Consider the following 21,435-nt stretch of genomic DNA (forward strand, 5'->3'; position numbering starts at 1 on the left):
CTGGGCTTCCCGGAACTCCCCGGAGGACGCCGGGGGTTCCCAGTCGGTGGCGGAGCGCGTCAGGCACGGGCGGCCATGGCACGCACGGTGATCTCGGAGTCGCAGGTAGTGATGCTGGGCGTCCGTCGTCACCGACGGCTCTACGGCGCCGCCGTCCGAGCCAGAGCGCGGCCGGGGGGCCGGGCAGCGGTGGCCCCGGGCCCTTACGTGGCCCCGGGCGCTGGGTCTGCGCGGGCGGTCCACCGGCGGTACGCTCGCTGTGAGCGCGCGGGTGGCGTGGGCCGCGGTCGTCGAGGAGGCGGCGATGGTCGGCAACACCATCGACTTCACCGAGGAGCTGGCTCCGTGCGGCCGGATCGTCGACGGGCTGCGCTATCAGGAGGACGACGCCGCGGGCCTGGTCATCGACGAGGTGAGGTACGCCTGTGGGTGCCATCGGGTCCGGCGCGAGTTCCACGACGGCAGCGTGCGCGTCAGGACCGTCCGTCACGACGGGGTCCTTCTGCAGGACGAGCACAGCGGCGAGTGCGAAGCCTGATCGAGCGCGCGCACCGGGACGGGGTGAGCACCCCGGGACCGTGGCGTCGGCGCCCGGGACGGTGGCGTCGGAGTGGTGACATCGGGTGGTGACATGACCGCTTCCCATGACGTCGTGGTGATCGGCGGCGGAGGCGCCGGGCTGCGCGCAGCCATCGCCGTCGCCGAGACCGATCCCAGGCTGAGCGTCGCGATCATCTCCAAGGTCTACCCGATGCGCAGCCACACGGTCTCGGCCGAAGGCGGGGCCGCCGCCGTCGCGGGCGCGGGCGACACGCTCGACGAGCACGCCTACGACACCGTGTCCGGCGGGGACTGGCTGTGCGACCAGGACGCCGTCGAGGCGTTCGTGGCCGAGGCGCCGCGCGAGCTGCTCCGGCTGGAGCACTGGGGCTGTCCCTGGAGCCGCCGACCCGATGGGCGCATCGCCGTACGGGCGTTCGGCGGCATGAAGAAGAAGCGCACCTGGTTCGCCGCCGACAAGACCGGGTTCCATCTCCTGCACACCCTGTTCCAGACGGCACTGTCCTATCGGGACATCGTGCGCTACGACGAGTGGTTCGTCACCACCTTGCTGGTTGACGACGGGAGGGTCCGCGGCGTCGTGGCGGTCGAGCTGGCCACCGGCCGGGTCGAGGCCATCACGGCGGGCGCCGTCGTCGTGTGCACCGGCGGCTGCGGGCGGGTCTACCCGTTCACCACCAACGCCAGCATCAAGACCGGCGACGGCATGGCCCTGGCGTACCGGGCGGGCGCGCCGCTGAAGGACATGGAGTTCGTCCAGTACCACCCCACCGGCCTGCCGTTCACCGGAATTCTGATCACGGAGGCCGCGCGCGCCGAGGGCGGCTGGCTCCTCAACAAGGACGGCTACCGCTATCTCCAGGACTACGACCTCGGCACGCCGGAACCGGGGCCGGTGCTGCGCAGCATGGAGCTGGGACCGCGCGACCGGCTGTCGCAGGCGTTCGTGCACGAGCTCGACAAGGGCCGGACCCTCCCCACGCCGCACGGTCCCGTCGTCCACCTGGACCTGCGCCACCTCGGCGCGGACCTCATCGACACGAAGCTGCCCTTCGTACGGGAACTGTGCCTCCGGTACCAGAACATCGACCCGGTCGGGGAGCTGATCCCGGTGCGGCCGGTCGTCCACTACATGATGGGGGGCGTCCACACCGACCTGCAGGGCGCCACGGGCCTCGACGGCCTGTATGCCGCGGGCGAGGTGGCCTGCGTCAGCATCAACGGAGCCAACCGGCTGGGCTCCAACTCCCTGCCCGAGCTGCTGGTCTTCGGCGCCCGCGCGGGCCGTGCCGCGGCCGAGTCCGCCGCGGCGAACGCGGGGTCCGGCCCCGGCGCCGCCGTCCTCGCGCAGGCACAGGACGAACAGCGGCGACTGGAGGGCCTCGTGGCCCGCCACGCCGAGGGCCGGGACCGCATCGCGGAACTCCGTACGGCGATGCAGAACGCGATGGAGAGCGGTGTCGGGATCTACCGTGACGGGCCCTCCCTGACCGCCGCGGCCGAGACGCTGCACGAGTTGGGGGAGCGGTGCGGCCGTGCGGCCGTCGACGACCACAGCCGTACGTTCAACACCGACCTGATCGCGTTGCTGGAACTGTCGTTCATGCTCGATGTGTCCGGGGTCGTCGTCCACAGCGCACTGCGCCGCGAGGAGTCGAGGGGCGCGCACCAGCGCACCGACTTCCCGGCCCGGGACGACCTGCGCTACCTGGCCCACTCGCTGGCCCACCGCGCACCGGACGGCACCGCGCGGGTGACGTACCTGCCGGTGACCGTCACCCGCTGGCCCCCTGGGGAACGCGTCTACGGAAGGCGGCAGCCATGACGGACAGGGCCTTGGCCTGGACAGGCAGGGACCCGGAAAGGATCACCCTCCAGGTCGCCCGCTACCGGCCGGAACAGGACGCTGAACCGAGCTGGCAGTCCTATGAGGTGCCGCTGCGCAAGGAGTGGACGGTCCTCGACGGGCTCAACCACATCAAGGACCACGTGGACGGCACCCTCTCCTACCGCTGGTCCTGCCGCATGGGCATCTGCGGCAGCTGCGGCATGACCGTCAACGGCGAGCCCCGGCTGAGCTGTTCGGCCTTCCTGACCGAATCGGCACCTGGCCCGGTGCGCGTTGAGCCCCTGGCGAACTTTCCCGTCATCCGGGACCTCGTCGTCGACATCGAGGACTTCATGGACAAGCTCGCCGAGGTCAAGCCCTGGATCGTCCGGGAGGAGCACAAGCCGCTGGACGAGGGCGAGTACCGGCAGACGCCGGACGAGATGGACGAGTACAAGCAGTACAGCATGTGCATCAACTGCATGCTCTGCTACGCCGCCTGCCCGGTGTACGCGCTCGATCCGGGCTTCCTGGGCCCCGCGGCCATCGCCCTCGCCCAGCGCTACAACCTCGACTCCCGCGACGAAGGCGCCGAGGACCGGCGGGACGTCCTGAGCGCCGCCGAGGGCGTCTGGGCCTGCACCCTGGTCGGCGAGTGCACCACGGCCTGCCCCAAAGGGGTCGACCCGGCCGGTGCCATCCAGCGCTACAAGCTCACGGCGGCCACGCGGTCGCTCACGGACCTGCTGTGGCCGAGGGGGGCGCGATGAGCTGGACACCCGGGCCGACGGCCCGGCCGCCGATGTATCACAGGCCCGTCCCGCCGCTGTGGTGGCTGGGACGCCGCTCCTACGTCGTCTTCGTGCTGCGGGAGCTCAGCGCCGTCTTCGTCGCCTGGTTCGTCGTGTACCTGCTGCTCATGGTGGGCGCGGTCGCGGACGGCGGCGGCGCGTACGCGCGGTTCCAGGACTGGAGCGGGCGCTGGTGGGTCGTGCTGGTGAACGTGATCGCGCTGCTCTTCGTCCTCCTGCACACGGTCACCTGGTTCCGGCTCGCGCCGCGGGCCATGGTCGTGCGGCTGCGGGGCCGCCGTGTCCGGCCGGGCCGGATCCTGGCCCTGCACTATCTGCTGTGGGCGCTGCTGTCGGCGGCCGTGGCGTGGCTGATCCTGGGCGGGTAGTGCGATGAGCAGGAAGTCGTCTCCGGAACCACTGCTGTGGCTGCTGTTCAGCGCGGGCGGCACGGTCGCCGCGCTCCTGGTCCCCGTGCTGCTGTTCCTGTTCGGCGTGGCCTTCCCTCTGGGCTGGCTCCCGTTCCCCGACCACGCGCACCTGCTCGCGGTACTGCGGAACCCGGCGATCAAGCTGGTCCTCCTCGGGCTCTGCGTCCTGTGCCTGTTCCACTGGGCACACCGGTTCCGCTACACGCTGTACGACGGACTCCAGCTCCAGCGGATGCGCGGGCCGATCAGCGCCTGCTGCTACGGAGGCGCGGCACTCGGATCGGTCGCCGCCGGATTCGTCCTGTTCCGGGTCTGACGCGGGCCGACGACCGGGTGCTGGAGAAGCGGTCGCCGGCCCGGTCCCGCCACAGGGCACCCGACCGGGTGCCGCCCGGCCGCGGTCTGGTCAGCCTGTTCGTCTCGCCGTATGCGTCACCGGACCTGCTGGAGCGGCCCGACGACGAGGTGGTGTCCACGGTCTGCGCGCGCCGAGTGGTACCTGCCCAGCTTGACCGAGGCGACGCGTACGGCGTTCGTCGTGCGCTGGCCGCTCGGCCTGCCGGAGGCGACGCCCGCCGCGCTGCGTCTGCGGCGGTCGTTCCTGGACCGTCCCGTCCGCCGCGTCGACTACGCCGGGGACTGGGTGATGCTCAGGCCCAACAGCGAAGCCGCCTGCTGCCGCAGCCACTCCGGGTACGGACCGTACTCGCCGATCGGCAGGTACGGCCCGATGAACTCCCACTCTTCGTCCGTCAGTTGCACTCGCGTCACGCATGACGATCTACCGGATCAGGCCTCGGAGCGAGGGCAAAACCCAAAGATTGATCACGACTCGATACGCGCCCTAGGAGGGCCCACTCCTGACCGGCCTGCGCCACAACAGCGACAAGAACACGGCAGTGACCTCCCCTGACCGCCATATCAAGATCGATGGCCCTGTCGACGCGATCGTGCTCAAGGATGTCTTGTTCATGGCTGTCGTCGGGCGCCGGAATGCCGGGGGAGGCCGGCGCGAAACCGGTCTCCCCCTATGCGCTCAGGGGCGAGGCGCGCGACGATCCCGCCGCTGCTCGAGCTCCTCCGCGCTGACCGGGATGAGCATCGGCTGGCCGGGGGCGCAGAACATCGTCACGACGAATGCGGACTCGACGTCGGCAAGGTTGTTGCCATCCTGGTAGTGGATGACGTCGCCGCCCGGCTCCCAGAAGGTGTCGCCGGCCTTGAGGACGCGCTGCGGCTCGCCCTCCAGCTCGAAGATCATCTCGCCCTTGAGGACATAGCCGTAGGCAGGGCCGGAGTGGCGGTGCGGCGGTGCGCCCTCGCAGCCCGGCGGGAGGGTGACCAGGAGCGTCATCGCCTCGGCGCCCTCGGGTATCTGCGGAGCGCCGGGTACGGAGCCGATAACGTCGATCTGGGGCGGCGGTGTGGTCGCATTGGGGTTCTCGATGTGGTGCGAGTGTTCGGCGCTCATGAGGGTCCTCGCTATTTATAAGTGGTCAAAACCTTCTGCTTCATGAGACAAGGTGGAGTCGCGATCTGTGACAGCCCTCACCGCCGTCAGATGGCGACGACGATCCGAGGCCTGGACACCGGCCGTCGAACCCGACGACGAAACCCGCATGGCCTGTCCCCGCACATCTCCGCAGGCGGCACCTCGGCATCGAGGACGCCGGTGTGCTGCGTGCCTCCCTGGCGGCCGAGCCCGACACCACGAAGGCGTTCGCGCGGCACGAAGCCGCACGCGCCGCCCGGTTCGACGCCGCCCGCGAGTACGCCGCAACTGCCGAACACGCCGACGGAGCAGCCGCGTTCGCGCAGCGGGACGCCGCGTTCAGCCACTGGATGCTAACCACGGCACCCGCGACCTGACCCGGCAGGGCGGCTGCCGACGTCGACGATCGCAGCCGTGTCCCAACCGGGCGCCCATTTTGGTCTGAGCTCTTAGTACTCCAGCTGTAGATCGTGATCTTGCTGGTGGGGCCGGTGCGGAGACGGGTGCGGCCACCGTTGATCATCGTGAGTTGTGTGGACTTACGAAGAGACGGTGGCCGCAGGTCACAGCATAGATCCCGCGCGTTGGCGGGAGGCGTTCGAGGGTCTGTTGGGGCGGATCGCGGGCCGGTTCAAGCGGGTTGAGCCCCGGCGCCGGGCCGAGCGGCTCGTGCTCGGGCTGCTGTCGGACCTGCCGAGAAAGAACTGCTGGACGATCGCGGAGTGGGCCGGGGAGGCCGGCCCGCACGGCATGCAGCATCTGCTGTGCCGGGCCGTTTGGGATGCCGATGCCGTCCGTGACGACGTGCGCGAATACGTGGTCGAGCACCTCGGCGACGAGGCCGCGGTGCTGGTCGTGGACGAGACCGGGGACGTGAAGAAGGGCACCCACACCGTCGGTGTCCAGCGCCAGTACACCGGAACGGCCGGGCGGATCGAGAACTCCCAGGTCGCGGTCTACCTCATCTACGCGGGCGAACGGGGGCATGCGGCGGTGGACCGGGAGCTGTACATCCCGCGCTCTTGGACGTGCGACCCGGATCGTTGCCGGGCAGCGGGGCTCGGCGAGGACACCGTTTTCGCGACCAAGCCGGAACTGGCCCGGGTGATGATCGAACGGTTCCTGGACGCCGGACACCGCGTCGGCTGGATCACGGGGGACGAGGTCTACGGCGGCAATCCGAAGCTGCGGGCGGCTTTGGAGGAGCGCGGTATCGGCTATGTCCTCGCGGTGGCCTGCTCGGCCGAAGTGACCACCGGCGCGGGCACGTTCCGCGCTGACGCCCTGGCGCGGAAGGTGCCGAAGCGGGCCTGGCAGAAGCTGTCGGCCGGGCCCGGTGCGAAGGGGCAGCGGTTCTACGACTGGGCCGTCATCGACCTCGTCGAGGCGGCACCAGGCAGCCGCCAGCTGTTGATCCGCCGCAACCGCACCACCGGTGAACTCGCCTACTACCGCTGCTATTGCACCGAGCCGGCGCCACTGGCCGCCCTGGTCAGGGTCGCCGGCTCCAGGTGGCGTGTGGAAGAGACCTTCCAGACCGAGAAGGGGCTGGCGGGACTCGATGAGCACCAGGTCCGCCGCTACCCCTCCTGGGCCCGCTGGGTCACCCTGGCCATGCTCGCCCATGCCTTCCTTGCTGTCGTCCGCGCCGACGAACACGCCCGCCGTTCCGGGCCCGCCGACCTGGTCCCGCTGTCCTGCAACGAGATCCAGCGCCTATTCATCGTCGCCGTCCAGCCCCTGCACGACATGGCCCACCGACTCGGCTGGTCCGACTGGCGACGCCGCCATCAGCAGCGATCACGCACCAGCCATTACCGGCGACAAGCCGCGTCCCAGACATGAAGATCACGATGTACAGCTGGAGTATTAGGGGCGGCGAACGAGTGTTCCATTTATGAGGGCTGGCGGGTTAAGGTCTCGCTCTGCGAGATCTTGTACGGAGGTGCCCGGAATGGAGAACAGCACACCAGCGCGCCTGGGTCGGCCGCCGGGCATCCAGCCCGCCGCGGGGGAACTGACAAGCCGCCAGGCGGCTATCGTCCAGTTCATCGCCACCATGGTCCAGCGGCAGGGCTACCCGCCATCGATGCGCGAGATCGGCCAGGCGGTGAAACTCGCGAGCACCTCATCGGTTGCACACCAACTGGTGACGCTGGAGCGGAAGGGCGTCCTTTTCCGAGACCCGAATAGGCCGCGGGCCTACCGAGTTCGTTCCCCCTGGATACCCGACCTGAGCGACACGGCGGCGCCCACGGTGGATGTGCCGCTCGTCGGACGGATCGCTGCCGGCCTACCCCTGCTGGCGGAGGAGATTGTCGAGGAGGTCTACCCGCTGCCGCGCCATCTGTTCGGCGACGGCGACCTTTTCGCTCTCAGGGTTGTCGGCGACTCCATGATCGAAGCGGCGATATGTGACGGTGATATCGTCACCGTCCGCCGCCAGGAAACCGCTGACCACGGCGACATCGTCGCCGCGCTCTTGGGGGACGAGGCCACGGTCAAGCAACTGTGGCGGCAGGACGGCAAGGTCCTCCTCATGCCTCGAAACGCCGCATACGCACCCATCCCTGCTGACGATGTGCGCATCCTGGGCAAGGTCGTCGGGGTCCTCCGCACGCTCTAGGCCCCCGCGCCGTCCCAGGCCTCGAGATTCCTTCGCCGAGAAGGCCCTCAGGCCGGTGCTGGCCGGTCGACGGCGAACTCGTAGGCCACTTCCCAGCGGACGTCGGGCACGAAGATGTCAGCGGTTTCTACAGCGCGGCCGTCTGCGTCGTAGTACGTGCGTTCGATGACGAGGACCAGGTCGCCAACGCTGATGCCGAGGAGATTCGCTTGCTCTTGCGTGGCCCGGGACGGGCGCGGCACTTCCACGACGTTGACGATCTCCACACCAATTGACCGCATCCGCTCGACGACGTCCTTGCTGGCGAGCGGTCCCAGGGCCGCATGGCCTGGGCGGTCGCCGCCAGCAGCACAGCTGCGGTGATGCCGGTGAGTACTGGGCAGGCCAGCAGCAGCACCACGGCCCGGTGGTCGATACGCCACGCCATGCGGACGATGCGGCGCAGCACGGTGGGGATCTGCGCGCTCAGCTTCCCAAACGATGCTTCGCCGAGCGCGTTGACGGAGTGCTCGCCCGAGTACGTAATCTCAGCGGGCGGCGGCGGAGGAATGCTACTGACCTGCTCTTCGGTGGTTTGTGTCGAGGCCAAAATGGGGCTCCTCCGGTTCGGCGTTGAGGACGTGCTGCGGCGACATCGGGGTCAACGAAGCGGGCCACCGGTTCGAACACACGTGTTTCGGACGGCGAGGAATCCGCATGGCCAAGCGAAAAGCGGCCGGTGTAAGCGCCACGGACCGTTGATCCGCCGAGGTGTCCCGCAATGCGGATGTGGCCGAAACGCCGGGTCGGATGCACGTGGGGCTGGTGCGGACGTTGAGACGCTCTCGTGAGCCGATGACGTACAGGGACGGATCGTTGGAAGGGGCGTGCCGCGGCCATCGGCTCAACGCGCCGACAGTTGGTGCTGCCCGATGGCCGAAGCCTCACCGGATCCGTGGCCACCGGGCAGGCACCGTGACCGACCAAGTCGCCTTCGTCAACAGGTCGTTCAGTCGTGGCGAACCGGGCAGGGCAGGTGGCGGATGCGCTGTTAGATGGTGGGAGCCCCGGTGCCGGGCCGGGGGGAAGGGGAGCGGCCCGGCACCGGGGTGGGGCCCGCCCCCTGCGTCCGGCCGGGGGCTGCCAGAGCAAGGGGGCGGGGGTTTGAGGAAGCTGAGCGGTCACAGGTCGGGGAGGTCGCCCAGGCCGACAATGGTGTAGGCGCGTAGCTGCCGCACCATCTGCGAGGCGAGGAACCAGCTGAGGCTGGGATGCCCGTAGGGCAGTGCCTCGTCGGTGGCGGGCAGTGCCTGGAGACCGCCGTGGCCGTACTGGTAGGGGGTGCCGATCACCCCGTACAGCGGGGCACTGTGCACGCGAAGGACGGTTGGCCTCCCGGCGAGGTGGGGACACTGTTCCGCGGCCAGGCGGGCGTGCTCGAGGCAGACCGGAGGCTGCGCAGTGCGTACCACCGCATCCTCGGACCGCGCCTCACCCGGTCCGGCGAGGAATACGATGCCGTGGCGGGTGCGGGCGCTCTGGGCACGCACCTGGCAGCGCAACTGCAGCATGGTCTCGCGTTGCCTCGAGGGGTGGACCATCCGCCAGCGTGGCCGGCCGGTGGGCAGGCCGCCGGCGCCGATGGTTTGGGAGCAGCGCCCCCACAGCACGCCGCGCAGGTCACGGTCCTCACGGAGCTCGTCCCAGTAGCCCAGCTGCAGGTCTCCGTCGGGGCCGTGCAGGGCGCGTAGCGAGGACAGCAGGTCGGGCTCTTCGCCCTCGCGGCTGGTGATATAGGGCACGAGCAGGCTCGTGGTGGGGCTTGTCGGGCCGGTGGGGTGGGCGCTCATCGAATGATTCCATCGGGATGCAGATGCGGGTGGCGGAATTAGTGGGGGTGGGCGGCGATCGTGGTGCCGCCGCGAAAGGTGTCCAAGTGGCCTCGTGCGCCGTCGTCCGACCGGGGACAAACCGTGTACGTCCCGCGACCCGAGGTGGTCGGCGCCCGGTGGCAGTCCACGCCCACGCACACGGCCCTCGAGGTGGCCGCCATGGGGCAAGGTTGCCGGGCTGAGGAGTGCCGGTCACCGGCGGCGGCCTGTGTGGGCGCACCGGGTGTGGATGTGCCCTGCGCTGGTGGCACCACCGGAGGCACTGACCTGGCCGTAGGCCACCGAGTCCGCACGGTCACGGATCGGCTGGTCGCAGGCCAGACACATTTCCACGCCGGTCAGCGCCTCGTAGTGGTCACACAACGCTGCCAGGGAGCGTGCCAGCTTCCGGGCGTAGGCCACAGCCCGGTGCGGCCCGTGGCCGGCGGCGGTCCGCAGCTTGGCGCGGGCCTCGCCGATGCAGGCGAGTGCGCAGTACCGGGGCACATCATCCGTCGGCAGTTTCCCGGCCGCTTGCTCGATCTCCGGGATGATCAACTGCATGTGGTCGCGTAGCAGGTTGGTCAGGGTCTCCACTTCGCTGATGCCGGCCGGCTTGGCGTCGGGCGGGAGTAGCTGGCCGATGGTCTGTCGCATCGTGGCGATGTCCACCGGCTGGATGCTGTTCTCCGTCTGCATCACGTCGGTCATCAGGAACCCCCGGGTCGCGTCATGTCACCGCTCCTCGAGCGTCACTACACCCCGGGCGAGTCGAGCGACCGGGGATCTCGTCAGTAGCCCCTGACGCTAGAAACCCGCGTCAGGCGCACGCCACGAAGTTGCACAGAATTACACGCGAGTTGAGATGCACAGCTCCCCGACACCGCGCCCTCTTGACGGAGCACCTTCCATCCGGAGACCGTGGTGTAATTCCGTGCAATCGGTAAGCGCAGAAGGGTCAACCGCCGTGAACATTCGGTTCGTTGGGATAGACCCCGACACGGACGAGGACGGATGCCCCACCGTGTGGGTGGACGACAGCACAGAAGACCTGCTCATCCAGGGCTACCAGGCCGACGAGGAGACCACTGCGACGTGCGACCGGTTCTCCCCGGCCCAGGCGCCGATCCCGGCCGGCGAGACCGTCATCCGGATCCCCAAGCGGATGATTCCGGTCATCAGGAAGGCGTGCGATGAGCTCGATTCCGGAGTTCGCTGAGCTCATCGCCGACTGCCGACGATCGGCCGTCCACTTGGAGATGCGGGACGTCTACTTCAGCAACCCGCGCCTCGAGGCGTGGCAGAACGGGCAGGGCGTCGACTGGGACGACCGCGCCTCGTGGTGGCGGCCGTACCACCAGAACATCGCGGACGCTGTCGCCCGCGGCGTGACCGTACGCCGGGCCCGCATCGTCTCGGAGCCGGTCACCGACTACATCAGGTGGGAGCACTACCAGACCCGCGCCAACCTGGAGGCCGGCGAGCTGGTGCGGTGGCTGCCCCGGCACCAGGCCGTGGACCTGCTGCTGCCCACCAACGACTACTGGGTATTCGACGACCGCAAGGTGCGCGTCCACCACTTCTCCGGTGACGGCCACTGGGCCGGCAAGGAACTGGTCAGCGACCCTCACCTGGTCGGGATCCGCCAGGCCGCGTTCGAGCAGGTGTGGGAACGCGCCATCCCGCACGACGAGTACGAGGTCAAGTAGCCCGGCCATGCCCTCCCCGTTCCCCACGTCCAGCGTGCAGGAAGCGCGCGCAGCTCTCGCAGGCCGCCTGCGGGAGCTGCGCTTGGATGCGGGTATCACCGGCAAGGAACTGGCCGCCCGCTGCGGCTGGTCCGTTGCCAAGTCGTCTCGGATCGAGAATGCGCACACGGCGCCCTCGGACGCGGACATTCGCGCCTGGTGTACGGCGTCCGGCGCCGTGGACGAGGCGGCGGACCTCGTGGCAGCGAACCGACACGCGACGTCCATGTACGTGCAGTGGAAGCGGCTCCAACGCACTGGCATGCGGCACCTGCAGGAGGTGTCCACGCCCCTGTACGAGCGCACCCGCACGTTCCGCGTGTACGCCTCCCACGTCGTCCCTGGCTACTTGCAGACTCCCGGCTACGCCAAGGCCCTCATGGGCACCATCGCGGGCTTCCGTGACACCCCCGACGACCTGGACAAGGCAGTCGCGGCGCGCATGCGCCGCTCCCATGTCGTCCACGAGGGAGACCACCGGTTCGCCACGCTCCTCGAGGAGAACGTTCTGCACCACCGGGTGGGCGACCAGGAGGTGATGGCGGCCCAGCTCGGCCACCTTCTCGCCTCCATGGCGCTGCCGTCGATCGCGCTCGGCATCATCCCGGCCACCGCCGCACGGGAGCACGTCATGTGGCCGCTGGAGCAGTTCACCGTCTTCGACGACACGAGGGTCCATGTGGAGCTGCTGGCCGCGAAGGTGACGGTCACCGCGCCCGGCGAACTGGGCATCTACCTGTGCGGCTTCGCCCGGCTGCAGCAACTCGCCGTGTACGGCCCAGAGGCACGCGCCCTGGTTCTGAAGGCGATCGAGGCCCTGGGCTGACGTATGCCGGAGACGGCTGCGCTCCGGCCGACTCGACGTCGACCGGTGCGCAGCAAATCGGGGTCGTCAGACGGCTACTGGCGGCGGCGCCAAAGGCGCCTCTCCTCAGGCTTCTTATTGGCGGCCTCACGCGCCTCACTGGCCTCGCCGGTGACCTGGTACCGTGCCATACTCCGAGCGCGCTCGCGGTGCCCACGGCCGAGGACCAGGCCGCCGCACCGCCGTTGAACATTCAACCCCACAGGACCGCCAGCCAGGGAATCTCCAGCAGCAGCACGAACCGGCCGTGCGTCATGGTCCGGCCGGCCGCCTCGGCGTGGGGCACCATCCAGACCCCGAGGAACAGTGGGCCCAACGCCAGCACGGCCACGATGACCAGCAGCCAGAGAATGAACTCCCCGCCGTCCTCGCCGGGCACGTTGCGCTGCACGTGGTTATCGGCGATGGGTGCAGCTCTTTCGTAGTGACCTGCTCGGTCAAGCGGTGAGGGCGTATCCGTCCTGGTGGCGGGCCTGCCGAGTGCGGAGATGTTCTTGTTCGATGTGGTGCAGCCAGTATTCCTCGAAGTCTCCGTTGATGATCACGGAGCGGAGCAGGAGGAGGGCTTCGGCACCCTCGACGCTCCACCTGGATCCGGTGATGTCGAAGCGGTCCGCGATCAAGTGGCGGCACGCGCCCTCCACCACCCCGGTCGCGATCGGCCAGCCCTGCTCCAGGGCCTGCGCGTAGCCCAGGTAGGGCTCCTTGTTCGCGAGGTAGCGCACGCACTCCTCGACGCCCCCGCGCCGCTCGGTCGTCAGCCCCAGGTCGTCGGCCTGCCGCGCGATGCGGGCGGCCGCCTCGGCGGAACGGCCGTGCAGGAGGGCCAGCGCATGCTCGGCGACCCAGTCTTCGGCGGCCGGATCGTCCTTGGCGTGGAAGCACCAGGACGCCTTCCAGAGATACTCGATCACGTGGATCAGATCCACGATCAGATGGATCGTCACCTTCCGGCGAGCAGCCTCGGCCTCGACCAGTTCGATCTGGTGGCGGTCGCCGTCCACCAGCACCACCCAGCACCGCCGGTGGGCGGGGTCGCGGGCCTCGGCCTGGTCGAACGCGGCGGCGATCACCGCGGCGGCGTCACGGTCGACCGAAGCGGTCAGCCATTTGGCCCGGGCACGCGGTCCCTTGCGCAGCGCACGGCCGCCGGTCCGGCCACCGGGCACGGCGATCACGTCGTGCGGGCGCCGGGGTGCCGGGGCGGCGTCGTAGACGCAGGCCAGCGCGGCCATCCGCTTGCGGCAGCTCTTCTCCCCGGACGCGAGGCGAGTGCGGAAGACGCCCCGTCCGCGCTTCTTGCCCGCCGCCGTTTTCGCGGTGTCCGGCCGCGGCGCGTCCGGTCTCATCACGATGCCCTTGGCATCGGCGGAGAGCACCAGCAGCACCTCACCCGTGCACGGCACCGGGGTGCGCGCCGTATAGAAGGCGGCCACGTCCACCGCGGCGGCCCGGACCAGTTCCTCCAGCTGCCGCTTGCCGGCCACCTGCCCGCACCGGCGCTCGACCGCCCGGTGCACGTCGTCGTAGGAGCCGCGAGCCGCCTCGATCACCGCCAGGCGGCGAAGACCGAGGCTGTGCCGGGTAAGCGGGAGCGCCAGGGTGTCATCGGCCGGGTAGATGTTCGGTTTCCCTGGAGCCCTGAAGGCCAGGCGGCGCACGGTGACCGGGCCCACCACCGTGGCCAGGGCCCGCCCGTGCCCCCGCTCGACGCGCGACCGCCCGGCCGCCACCGCAGCGGCGGCATGGTCGGCCTCCTCCCGCAGGGCGCGCAGGTCGAGGTGGTCCTGCAGCAACTGCCGCATCAGCTGTCGGCCGCGCTCGGTGAGCAGGTCTTCCAACTCGTCGTGGGTGAGCCGACCCGCCCCCAGGGAGCCGAGCTCTCCAGTTACAGTAACTCCTGGAAGCAGATCGTCGCGCGGGCAAAGGGGTCAGCTGCCACAGCAGTGTCGTACCGTTCCATCGGGCTCTTCTTCCGGGCGCATCGATTGGTCGCACTTTCGACGGTAGGAAGAAGAGCCCGTCAGTGCGCGGGTTTCCCAACACTGCGCGCTACGGACCCGGCCACCCGCGGCGGCAGCACGAACATCCCCGGACCCTCAAGGTCGAGCCAGCCGCGCTCGGCGAGCTTGTTCAGCTTCGACCGCAGCCCCTCGATCTTCGACTTGTCGCTCCCCAGGCCGACGGCCGCGGCTACCCGCCCGGCCCGCAGCATCCCTGCCCCGTGGTCCGCGAAAACCTCCAGGATGTCCTGGTAGGCGCGTGGCAGCACGGCCGCCGAGATGCCCGCCTGCCACGGCCGCACCGTCAACACCCCGATCGGCGAGCCGCCAGCGGCCCCGGACTCCTGTCCGACCTGAGTCGGCGATTCGCCCGCGCCCGCGCCTTCGGCCGGGGCCGGGGCCGGGGCCGGGCCTAGGATCTCCGTGACCGTCTCCCGAGTGATCACCAAACGCGACAGCGTCGCTTCCTCGTGCTCGATCGCCTGCGTCAACTCGGCGGCCTGCCACCGCAGTTCCCCGATCCGTGCGCGGGATGCCGCCTCCCGCGCGTCCAGTTCCTCGAACAACGAACCCATCGCCGCCCCCAAGGTCGTGACCACACCGTAGAAGCAGCATTCCCAAGACCACAGCCCCAGCGCCCAACTCCCAGCTCACCCCCTCCCTACGGAAGAGCCGCACCCATAACCGATCCCAACCAGCGGGTGGAGGCGCTGGTCGGGGTGGCTCGGGCGGTGGCCGCAGCCGGCGAGCCTGAACGGGCCGAGCAGCTCGCCCGGGCCATCACCAACCCCAACCAGCAGGTGGAGGCGCTGACCGAGGTGGCGCGGGCGGTGGCCACAGCCTGCAAGCCTGAATGGGCCGAGCAGATCGCCCGGACCATCACTGACCCCAACCTGCAGGCGTGGGCTCTGGTAGGGGTGGCCGAGGCGGTGGCCGCAGTCGGCAAGCCTGAGCAGGCCTGCCGACTGGCCACCGACGCCGAGCAGCTCGCCCGGGCCATAACCGATCCCAACCAGCGGGTGGAGGCGCTGGTCGGGGTGGCTCGGGCGGTGGCCGCAGCCGGCGAGCCTGAATGGGCCGAGCAGCTCGCCCGGGCCATCACCAACCCCAACCTACAGGCGTGGGCTCTGGTAGGGGTGGCCGAGGCGGTGGCCGCAGCCGGCAAGCCTGAGCAGGCCGAGCAGCTCGCCCGGACCATCACCGACCCCAACCTACAGGCGTGGGCGCTGACCGAGGTGGCAAAGATGGTGGGGCTACCGCGGGCCAGTCACTTGCTGGGTCAAGCATTTGTGCTGGGAGGGTGTCTGACGCCTCTGCCGGTGTTGGCACAGTTGTACCCGCAGGAGATGATCCGGATCGCTGCCGCTGTGTACGCAGACGATCGTTCGCGCGATGCCCAGTAGACCCTGGCGTTGTGTGGCGTTGGGGTACACCCCAACGCCACACGCCCCCGGCCACGAAAGGGCGTCAGAATAGAGTCCCTAGAGCAATTTCTTTACACTCGTCCGGCAGGCTCTTAGAGTTCACTCGGACGTTTTCGGCGGGTAGTCGGGTTCGGAGGGGGCACGCGGATGCGGGTCGGGTACATCAGGGTCAGTAGCGTCGACCAGAACACCGTCCGCCAACTCGATGGCGTGGAAGTGGAACGCGTCTTCACGGACAAGGCATCTGGGAAGGACGCGGCCCGCCCGAAGCTGGAAGAGCTGATCGCGTTCGTGCGCGAGGGTGACACGGTGATGGTGCACTCGATGGACCGGCTCGCACGCAACCTGGACGATCTGCGCCGCTTGGTACGGATGCTGACCGGCAAGGGAGTGCGGGTGGAGTTCGCCAAGGAGAACCTCGCCTTCACCGGGGAGGACTCTCCGATGGCGACCCTGCTGCTGTCGGTGATGGGCGCGTTCGCCGAGTTCGAACGCGCACTGATCCTGGAGCGCCAGCGTGAGGGAATCGCCGCAGCCAAACAGCGCGGGGCCTACACCGGCCGCAAGCCCGCGCTCACCGACGAGCAAGCCCGCGAACTGCGCGAGCGCGCCACCGCCGGCGAACAGAAATCCGTACTGGCCCGAGAGTTCGGCATCAGCCGCGAGACTGTCTACAGCTACCTGCGCGCCGTACCCGCCGCCGACTGAGCCCGCCGCGTCCCACGGCGCTCCGGCGCGCACGCGACTCCGGCCCACCTTCACCGTGGTGCAGACGACTTCGTGCTGCCCGGCGTATCCATACTCCCCTGCACGCAGTGGTGAACCCGCAGCTCATCCGTGCAGACGACTTCGAAAACTGACACACCGCCAAGGTGTAACGCGAACAATCGTTTCCGTACGGTGGAGCTTGTGTCAGAGCGCTTTGCGTCGTTGGAGCCACAAGTGGTGCTTGGTGACACCGGTCGCACGGCGGCGCACGCCCCAACGGTGCGACATAGTTGCCCACGAGTCCGGCCTGATCTCCCCTGGTGGCATGGCCGGTGTGGGGTGCTCAGGCCGGACTTCGTCACTCGCTGTGCAGTACCTCGGCGATGGTCAGCCGTGCCGCCGATCTTGCCGGGAGGAGTGTCCCGAGTGCGGCGATCGCGACTCCGGCGAGTGCCAGCAGTGCGAGCATCGGCGCGTTCCAGACGTCGAGCATGGAGCTGGGGAGGTCGGTCTCGGCCGCACGGCTGGTGAGCGGCATGATCAGGCGGTGTGCGGCGACTCCGAGCGGCACGCCGAGCATTCCGCCGAGCAGGCCGAGAGCCGCCATGGATGTCACCACCATCGCCGTGACCTGGCGGGGGGTCATTCCGATCGACTTGAGCATGCCCAGGTCGCGGCGGCGCTCGCGGGTGTTGAGGACGACGGTGTTGAGGACGCCGAGTGCCGAGACCGTGCCCAGCATGAGGGTGATCAGTGAGGCGAAGCTGGTGATGATCACGTTGGTGGTGGAGGTGGTGGGCGGCTGTCCCTTGGACAGGCCGGGATCGGCGGCCTGCGCCTTGGTGAGGTAAGTGCTGACGTCGGTGCCGTGGGCGAGTTGGACGTTGTAGTTCTGGGCCGTGGCGTGCGGAGAGAGCCGCTGGAGCGTGGTCCAGTCGGCGAAGGAGTCACCCGGGCCGGTCATGACCTCGCCGACGATGGTCACGTGGGTCTGCCTGCCGCTCAGGTCCAGGGTGAGTCCGTCGCCGACCGCGAGACCGCTTTGGTACACCTGTTTCGACGAGAGCACGATCTCGCCCGGACCGTGGTACCAGCGGCCCTTGACGATCTTGAAGCCGAGGTTCCCTTTGCTGCCCCGGTAGAAGGTGGTGCCGATGGTCTGTGTGGAACTCGCGATGTTGAGCGGGACGTCGGCCTCGGCGGTCACGTTGACCGCGCCCGGCAGCGAACGCAGCAGCTTTTGCGTTCCTTCGTCACCGAGCTTCGTGGTGGCCGCTGTCCTGGGTTCCCGCTCGCCCTGGGGTCCGCCCGCCTGCAGTACGGCCTGGACACCAGCGCTGTTGTGGGAGGGGTCGGCATTCTGGAATTTGTTGAGCGTGCCCGTCAGGCCGATGGCGAACGTCACGACGGTGACGCCGAGTACCACGGTCACCATGGTCAGGGCGCTGCGGGCCGGTCGTGCGAACGGCAGGCCGAGGCCGAGGCTGACCGAGCGGGGCAGCCGCGTGCCAGCGAGCCAGCGCTGGATGCGCATGGCCCGCCCGGCGTGCTGCCTGCTGCCCGCGCTGAGCGCCTCCACCGCGGGCATGCGGTTGGCACGGAGTGCGGGGACGAGCGCGGACAGGCCGACCAGGGCCGGTACTCCCAGCAGGCAGGCGACATCCACCAGGGGGCTCACGCTCGCGGGAAGGATGACACCCGCTGAGATGAACGACTCGAATGCCTTCTTCAGCAGCGGCATCGCCAGGACGTTGCCGAGGGCGGTGCCGACGCCGCAGCCGAGGATCGCCGGGGCGCACACCATCAGCAGATAGACCTCGACCACCTGAGGTGGGGTGAATCCCATGGCCTTGAGCACTCCGATGTGCCGGAACCCGGCCACCACCGCACCGCTGATCACATTGATGATGATCACGACGGCGACGATGAGCCCGAGGACGCCGAAGACCATCAGGAAGGGCACGAACGTTCCGGGCCCGGAGTCGACCTGGTCCTTGACGGTGAGATACGACGTCGAGTTCAGCAGCGCCCCGCGTGGCAGGCCGCTGGTGACGGAGGCGAGATCGCTACGGATCTCAGCGGTGGTCGCGGCAGAGGTGAAGCGGTAGAGCATCTGGGTGCCGGTCGGGTGCAGGGCCGCGATCTGGCTGGGCGCGACCCAGGCGCCAGCGGTGCGGGTCGTGCTGGAAGCCATGCCGACGACGGTGAGCGCCGGACCCAAAGGCAGCGTGATCTTTGCGCCGACGGACGAGTTCCCCGCCAGCGGCGGCGCCTCCAAGACGATCTCGCCGGGGCCGGTGGCCCAGTGGCCCGCCCACAGGTTGAGTCGATCGACCGGGCCGGCCGGATCGGCCCGGCCCACCACGGTCAGGCGCCTGCCGGCGCTGAGGATGCCGGCGCCTGCCGGCACTTCGACGACGGCCTGGCCGAAGGGGCCCGACGCGGCCTCGACACCGGGACGACGGGCGGTCTGGGCGAACTGGTGGTCGGAGATCTTGGCGGGAGCGAAGGCCGCGGTGATCTGCGCACCGCTCTGCCGGTTGAACGCCTGGTCGAAGGGGCCCGCGGCGGCATCCAGCAGCCCCAGCGCGACCACCAGGGTCGCGGTCGACAACAGCACGACGACACCGATCACGAATGTCTGAAGCCTGCGCCGCCGCACCGCGGCACGCGCAACCCGCCACACCGCGCTCATGCGGTGCGCTCCACGCTGCTCTCGCGGGCCACCCGGCCGTCCGTGACCTCGACCAGACGAGTGGCGCACCGGGCCGCCAGCCGCGGATCGTGGGTGACCATCAGCAGCGTCTGACCGATCTGGTTCAAATCGAGCAACAGATCCATCACCTGCTCGCCCGAGCGGCTGTCCAGCGCACCGGTGGGCTCGTCCGCCAGCAGCAGCGCGGGCCGGTTCATCAAAGCTCGGGCCACCGCCACCCGCTGCCGCTCACCACCGCTCAGCGCCGCCGGATAGATGTTCCTGCGGTCGGCGATCCCGAGCTCGTCGAGCAACTCCAGCGCCCGCCTGCGTGCGTGCCGGGCCCGTGTGCCGGTCAGCTGCGCGGCCAGCGCCACGTTGTCCAGCGCTGGCAGGTCGTCGATGAGGTTGAAGAACTGGAAGATCATCCCGATGTGGTGCCGCCGGAACAGCGCCAGCCCCGTCTCGTTCAGGGCCCGGAGATTCTCGTTGTGCACGATCACGGAACCGGCGGTGGGACGGTCGAGGCCTGCGACCATGTTCAGCAGCGTCGACTTGCCGCACCCGGACGGCCCCATCACCGCGACCGCCTCCCCGGCCCGGATCTCCAGCGACATCCCGTCCAGCGCGGTGGTGTCCCCATACTCCTTGCGCACGCCGTCCAGCCGCACGATGACCCCTCTCGTGCCGTCGTCGGGTGTCGTGCCGTCTTCGCTCGTCATGGCAGGAAGCCAAACACGGCCGCAAGCGCCGATCGTCAGACCCCGGAGGTATCCTTCGGCCGGGTCATACCGGGGATGTATGCGGCTGCACCTGGGGCATGACGCGGACCGCGGTGAGCGCTGCAAGGATGGTCCGGTGTGGAGTTCTGGGACGGCCTGGCTGGCAGCCGCTCTGGCCGCGGCATGCGTGGCCGCCGGGTGGCTGGCCGTGGCGCTCGTCCGGGCCCGGCGCCTGCACCGCACGGCCCTGGAGGAGCGCGGCTGGCTCCTGGAACGGGAACGGGCCAGCGCCGCCCAGGCCGCCGTCGACGCCGAGCACGCACGGATCGCGCAGGAGTTGCACGACATCGTCAGCCACAACGTGAGCGTCATGGTGATCCAGGCCGCAGCCGCCCGGGACGTGCTGGGCGATGTACCCGACGAGGCTGCGGCGGCGTTGCTCGCCGTCGAGACCGCCGGCCGCGACACCATGACGGAGCTGCGGCACATGCTCGGCCTGCTCGCGCCCTCGCCAAGCGGCGAGGACGATGGGACGGACCTGTCGCCGCAGCCCAGCCTCAGCCGGCTCAGCGCGCTGATCGACCGGATCGCGTTCGCCGGGCTACCCGTGGAGGTCCGCATCTCCGGGGAACCGAGGCCGCTGCCCGCCGGGATCGACGCGACCGCGTACCGGATCGTGCAGGAGGCACTGACCAATGCACTCAAACACGGCGACGGGACCAAGGCCGAGGTGAGCGTGCGCTACGCGGACCACTACCTGCGCGTGGAGGTGCTCAACAGCGGCCCCAGCGTGCTCACCGGCGCCAACCTCGCGGCAAAAAAGCCCGTGACCGGTGGCGGAAAGAGCGGAGCCGGGCGCGGGTTGCTCGGGCTCAAGGAACGGGTGGCCGTCTACGGCGGCCACCTGGACGCCAGACGGCGCCTCGGCGGCGGATACCGGGTCCGCGCACGCATCCCGCTGGACCAGCCGTGACCCTTGCCGACCCCGCCCCACGCGTCCTGATCGCCGACGACCAGGCCCTGGTACGCACCGGCTTCCGCATGATCCTCACCGCACGCGGCATCGACGTGGTCGACGAAGCATCCGACGGGGCCGAGGCGGTTGCGGCGGCCCGCGAACTCCAGCCGGACGTCGTGCTCATGGACATCCGCATGCCCACCATGGACGGCCTGCAGGCGACCCGGCTGATCCTCGATCAGGCTACCTACTGCCGGGTCCTTATCCTCACCACCTTCGACCTCGACCGCTACGTCTACGACGCTCTCGCCGCCGGAGCCAGCGGCTTCCTCCTCAAGGACGTCACCCCCGCACACCTGGCCGCTTCCGTCCGCCTCGTCAACACCGGCGACGCCCTTCTCGCCCCGTCAATCACCCGCCGCCTCGTCGAACGCTTCGCGCACGGCACACGCAGCGAACGCGATCACGGGCACGCCCGCCGGCCACCTGCGATCCACCGCGACCTCGCCCGATTGACCCCCAGAGAACGGCAGATCCTCGCCCTCGTGGGGCGCGGCCTGTCCAACACCGAAATCGTCCGCGAGTTGACCATCAGCGAAGCCACTGTCAAAACCCACGTGACCCGCATCTTCGCCAAACTCGCCCTCCGCGACCGCGCCCAAGCCGTCGTCCTCGCCTACGAAACCGGACTCGTCGCACTAGGCGAATCGGGCGAATAGGCTGGCCCGGCGTC

23 protein-coding genes and 2 pseudogenes are annotated in these 21,435 nt (G+C 69.5%); 15 read left to right on the plus strand and 10 right to left on the minus strand.

Translation table 11 applies throughout. The annotated features are described in order from the left end of the window. Positions 1-259 precede the first annotated feature (259 nt). From ACQEXA_RS54065 to frdD, 5 genes are all read left to right on the plus strand, one after another. A complete protein-coding gene (locus ACQEXA_RS54065; RefSeq protein WP_432921424.1) occupies positions 260-538 on the plus strand; it encodes a hypothetical protein in 279 nt (92 codons plus the stop codon). Positions 539-631: 93 nt separating this feature from the next. Next, entirely contained in the window at positions 632-2,386 is a 1,755-nt protein-coding gene (gene frdA, locus ACQEXA_RS54070; protein ID WP_432921421.1) for a fumarate reductase (quinol) flavoprotein subunit, read from the plus strand. Beyond that, positions 2,383-3,159 carry a succinate dehydrogenase/fumarate reductase iron-sulfur subunit gene (locus tag ACQEXA_RS54075; protein WP_432921418.1) on the plus strand — a complete coding sequence of 259 codons (777 nt, stop codon included), beginning with the start codon at positions 2,383-2,385 and terminating at the stop codon, positions 3,157-3,159. The genes frdA and ACQEXA_RS54075 overlap by 4 nt, the downstream gene beginning before the upstream one ends. Beyond that, positions 3,156-3,569, plus strand: coding sequence for a hypothetical protein (locus ACQEXA_RS54080; RefSeq protein WP_432921416.1), 414 nt, complete (start codon positions 3,156-3,158; stop codon positions 3,567-3,569). The genes ACQEXA_RS54075 and ACQEXA_RS54080 overlap by 4 nt, the downstream gene beginning before the upstream one ends. A 4-nt stretch (positions 3,570-3,573) precedes the next feature. Beyond that, a complete protein-coding gene (frdD, locus tag ACQEXA_RS54085; RefSeq protein WP_432921413.1) occupies positions 3,574-3,927 on the plus strand; it encodes a fumarate reductase subunit FrdD in 354 nt (117 codons plus the stop codon). Positions 3,928-4,238: 311 nt separating this feature from the next. On the opposite strand, the gene ACQEXA_RS54090 is transcribed toward frdD, so the two are convergent. Together ACQEXA_RS54090 and ACQEXA_RS54095 are read right to left on the minus strand one after the other, a co-directional pair. Continuing rightward, entirely contained in the window at positions 4,239-4,382 is a 144-nt protein-coding gene (locus ACQEXA_RS54090; RefSeq protein WP_432940028.1) for a hypothetical protein, read from the minus strand. Between the two features lie 265 nt (positions 4,383-4,647). After that, positions 4,648-5,082: a cupin domain-containing protein gene (locus ACQEXA_RS54095; protein ID WP_432921410.1), complete on the minus strand. Its 435-nt coding sequence runs from the start codon at positions 5,080-5,082 to the stop codon at positions 4,648-4,650. Between the two features lie 203 nt (positions 5,083-5,285). On the opposite strand from ACQEXA_RS54095, the gene ACQEXA_RS54100 reads away from it, so the two are divergent. The 3 genes from ACQEXA_RS54100 to lexA all read left to right on the plus strand — a co-directional run bounded on the left by ACQEXA_RS54100 (position 5,286) and on the right by lexA (position 7,729). Continuing rightward, the gene (locus ACQEXA_RS54100) at positions 5,286-5,480 is read left to right on the plus strand and encodes a hypothetical protein (RefSeq protein ID WP_432921407.1); all 195 of its coding nucleotides are present in this window, start codon (positions 5,286-5,288) and stop codon (positions 5,478-5,480) included. Positions 5,481-5,655: 175 nt separating this feature from the next. Further along, entirely contained in the window at positions 5,656-6,948 is a 1,293-nt protein-coding gene (locus ACQEXA_RS54105; protein WP_433134805.1) for an IS701 family transposase, read from the plus strand. A 52-nt stretch (positions 6,949-7,000) separates the two neighbouring features. Next, complete coding sequence (lexA, locus tag ACQEXA_RS54110) at positions 7,001-7,729, plus strand: transcriptional repressor LexA (protein WP_432921404.1); 729 nt, start codon at positions 7,001-7,003, stop codon at positions 7,727-7,729. Between the two features lie 47 nt (positions 7,730-7,776). Here lexA and ACQEXA_RS54115 read toward each other — a convergent pair. From ACQEXA_RS54115 to ACQEXA_RS54125, 3 genes and pseudogenes are all read right to left on the minus strand, one after another. Continuing rightward, a pseudogene (locus ACQEXA_RS54115) lies at positions 7,777-8,043 on the minus strand (UTRA domain-containing protein); the annotation flags it as partial. A gap of 846 nt (positions 8,044-8,889) precedes the next feature. Then, entirely contained in the window at positions 8,890-9,558 is a 669-nt protein-coding gene (locus tag ACQEXA_RS54120; RefSeq protein ID WP_432921401.1) for a hypothetical protein, read from the minus strand. A gap of 234 nt (positions 9,559-9,792) precedes the next feature. Further along, positions 9,793-10,290: a DUF6415 family natural product biosynthesis protein gene (locus tag ACQEXA_RS54125; RefSeq protein ID WP_433133779.1), complete on the minus strand. Its 498-nt coding sequence runs from the start codon at positions 10,288-10,290 to the stop codon at positions 9,793-9,795. Between the two features lie 256 nt (positions 10,291-10,546). Here ACQEXA_RS54125 and ACQEXA_RS54130 point away from each other — a divergent pair, with 256 nt between their 5' ends. From ACQEXA_RS54130 to ACQEXA_RS54140, 3 genes are read left to right on the plus strand one after another with little or no spacing between them, the layout of a single operon-like run. Next, positions 10,547-10,798 carry a hypothetical protein gene (locus ACQEXA_RS54130; protein ID WP_433133781.1) on the plus strand — a complete coding sequence of 84 codons (252 nt, stop codon included), beginning with the start codon at positions 10,547-10,549 and terminating at the stop codon, positions 10,796-10,798. Next, on the plus strand, positions 10,773-11,288 hold the full coding sequence (locus ACQEXA_RS54135; protein ID WP_433133783.1) for a DUF6879 family protein: 516 nt from the start codon (positions 10,773-10,775) through the stop codon (positions 11,286-11,288). Before ACQEXA_RS54130 ends, ACQEXA_RS54135 begins: the two co-directional genes overlap by 26 nt. A 7-nt stretch (positions 11,289-11,295) precedes the next feature. Further along, positions 11,296-12,153, plus strand: a complete 858-nt coding sequence (locus tag ACQEXA_RS54140) for a helix-turn-helix domain-containing protein (RefSeq protein ID WP_432921389.1) — start codon at positions 11,296-11,298, stop codon at positions 12,151-12,153. A 232-nt stretch (positions 12,154-12,385) separates the two neighbouring features. Here the strand turns inward: ACQEXA_RS54140 and ACQEXA_RS54145 are convergent, their stop codons facing one another. The 3 genes and pseudogenes from ACQEXA_RS54145 to ACQEXA_RS54155 form a co-directional block, all read right to left on the minus strand. Continuing rightward, positions 12,386-12,583: a hypothetical protein gene (locus ACQEXA_RS54145; RefSeq protein ID WP_432940025.1), complete on the minus strand. Its 198-nt coding sequence runs from the start codon at positions 12,581-12,583 to the stop codon at positions 12,386-12,388. Positions 12,584-12,629: 46 nt separating this feature from the next. Further along, a pseudogene (locus ACQEXA_RS54150) lies at positions 12,630-14,155 on the minus strand (ISKra4 family transposase). A 60-nt stretch (positions 14,156-14,215) separates the two neighbouring features. Then, positions 14,216-14,770 (minus strand): hypothetical protein, encoded by a 555-nt coding sequence (locus ACQEXA_RS54155; protein WP_433133785.1) that lies wholly within the window; start codon positions 14,768-14,770, stop codon positions 14,216-14,218. Between the two features lie 126 nt (positions 14,771-14,896). Between ACQEXA_RS54155 and ACQEXA_RS54160 the strand changes: the two genes are divergently transcribed. Next, on the plus strand, positions 14,897-15,598 hold the full coding sequence (locus ACQEXA_RS54160) for a hypothetical protein (RefSeq protein ID WP_433133787.1): 702 nt from the start codon (positions 14,897-14,899) through the stop codon (positions 15,596-15,598). Positions 15,599-15,766: 168 nt separating this feature from the next. Further along, positions 15,767-16,327 (plus strand): recombinase family protein, encoded by a 561-nt coding sequence (locus ACQEXA_RS54165; RefSeq protein ID WP_433133789.1) that lies wholly within the window; start codon positions 15,767-15,769, stop codon positions 16,325-16,327. Between the two features lie 358 nt (positions 16,328-16,685). On the opposite strand, the gene ACQEXA_RS54170 is transcribed toward ACQEXA_RS54165, so the two are convergent. After that, positions 16,686-19,022, minus strand: coding sequence for an FtsX-like permease family protein (locus tag ACQEXA_RS54170; RefSeq protein WP_433133791.1), 2,337 nt, complete (start codon positions 19,020-19,022; stop codon positions 16,686-16,688). Continuing rightward, complete coding sequence (locus tag ACQEXA_RS54175; RefSeq protein ID WP_433133793.1) at positions 19,019-19,744, minus strand: ABC transporter ATP-binding protein; 726 nt, start codon at positions 19,742-19,744, stop codon at positions 19,019-19,021. Before ACQEXA_RS54175 ends, ACQEXA_RS54170 begins: the two co-directional genes overlap by 4 nt. 136 nt (positions 19,745-19,880) lie before the next feature. Between ACQEXA_RS54175 and ACQEXA_RS54180 the strand changes: the two genes are divergently transcribed. Then, a complete protein-coding gene (locus ACQEXA_RS54180) occupies positions 19,881-20,717 on the plus strand; it encodes a sensor histidine kinase (RefSeq protein ID WP_433133795.1) in 837 nt (278 codons plus the stop codon). Then, the gene (locus ACQEXA_RS54185) at positions 20,714-21,421 is read left to right on the plus strand and encodes a response regulator (protein ID WP_433133797.1); all 708 of its coding nucleotides are present in this window, start codon (positions 20,714-20,716) and stop codon (positions 21,419-21,421) included. Before ACQEXA_RS54180 ends, ACQEXA_RS54185 begins: the two co-directional genes overlap by 4 nt. Positions 21,422-21,435: the final 14 nt, after the last annotated feature.

The organism is Streptomyces sp. CA-106110 (assembly GCF_050936285.1).
Lineage (GTDB): Bacteria > Actinomycetota > Actinomycetes > Streptomycetales > Streptomycetaceae > Streptomyces.

Coding starts and splice junctions, on each gene's coding strand:
- ACQEXA_RS54080 (WP_432921416.1), top strand. CDS start 3,156: ATGAGCTGGACACCCGGGCCGACGGCCCGGCCGCCGATGTATCACAGG.
- ACQEXA_RS54095 (WP_432921410.1), bottom strand. CDS start 5,082: ATGAGCGCCGAACACTCGCACCACATCGAGAACCCCAATGCGACCACA.
- lexA (WP_432921404.1), top strand. CDS start 7,001: ATGAGGGCTGGCGGGTTAAGGTCTCGCTCTGCGAGATCTTGTACGGAG.
- ACQEXA_RS54120 (WP_432921401.1), bottom strand. CDS start 9,558: ATGAGCGCCCACCCCACCGGCCCGACAAGCCCCACCACGAGCCTGCTC.
- ACQEXA_RS54075 (WP_432921418.1), top strand. CDS start 2,383: ATGACGGACAGGGCCTTGGCCTGGACAGGCAGGGACCCGGAAAGGATC.
- ACQEXA_RS54170 (WP_433133791.1), bottom strand. CDS start 19,022: ATGAGCGCGGTGTGGCGGGTTGCGCGTGCCGCGGTGCGGCGGCGCAGG.
- ACQEXA_RS54135 (WP_433133783.1), top strand. CDS start 10,773: ATGAGCTCGATTCCGGAGTTCGCTGAGCTCATCGCCGACTGCCGACGA.
- frdD (WP_432921413.1), top strand. CDS start 3,574: ATGAGCAGGAAGTCGTCTCCGGAACCACTGCTGTGGCTGCTGTTCAGC.
- frdA (WP_432921421.1), top strand. CDS start 632: ATGACCGCTTCCCATGACGTCGTGGTGATCGGCGGCGGAGGCGCCGGG.
- ACQEXA_RS54125 (WP_433133779.1), bottom strand. CDS start 10,290: ATGACCGACGTGATGCAGACGGAGAACAGCATCCAGCCGGTGGACATC.
- ACQEXA_RS54165 (WP_433133789.1), top strand. CDS start 15,767: ATGCGGGTCGGGTACATCAGGGTCAGTAGCGTCGACCAGAACACCGTC.
- ACQEXA_RS54155 (WP_433133785.1), bottom strand. CDS start 14,770: ATGGGTTCGTTGTTCGAGGAACTGGACGCGCGGGAGGCGGCATCCCGC.
- ACQEXA_RS54140 (WP_432921389.1), top strand. CDS start 11,296: ATGCCCTCCCCGTTCCCCACGTCCAGCGTGCAGGAAGCGCGCGCAGCT.
- ACQEXA_RS54175 (WP_433133793.1), bottom strand. CDS start 19,744: ATGACGAGCGAAGACGGCACGACACCCGACGACGGCACGAGAGGGGTC.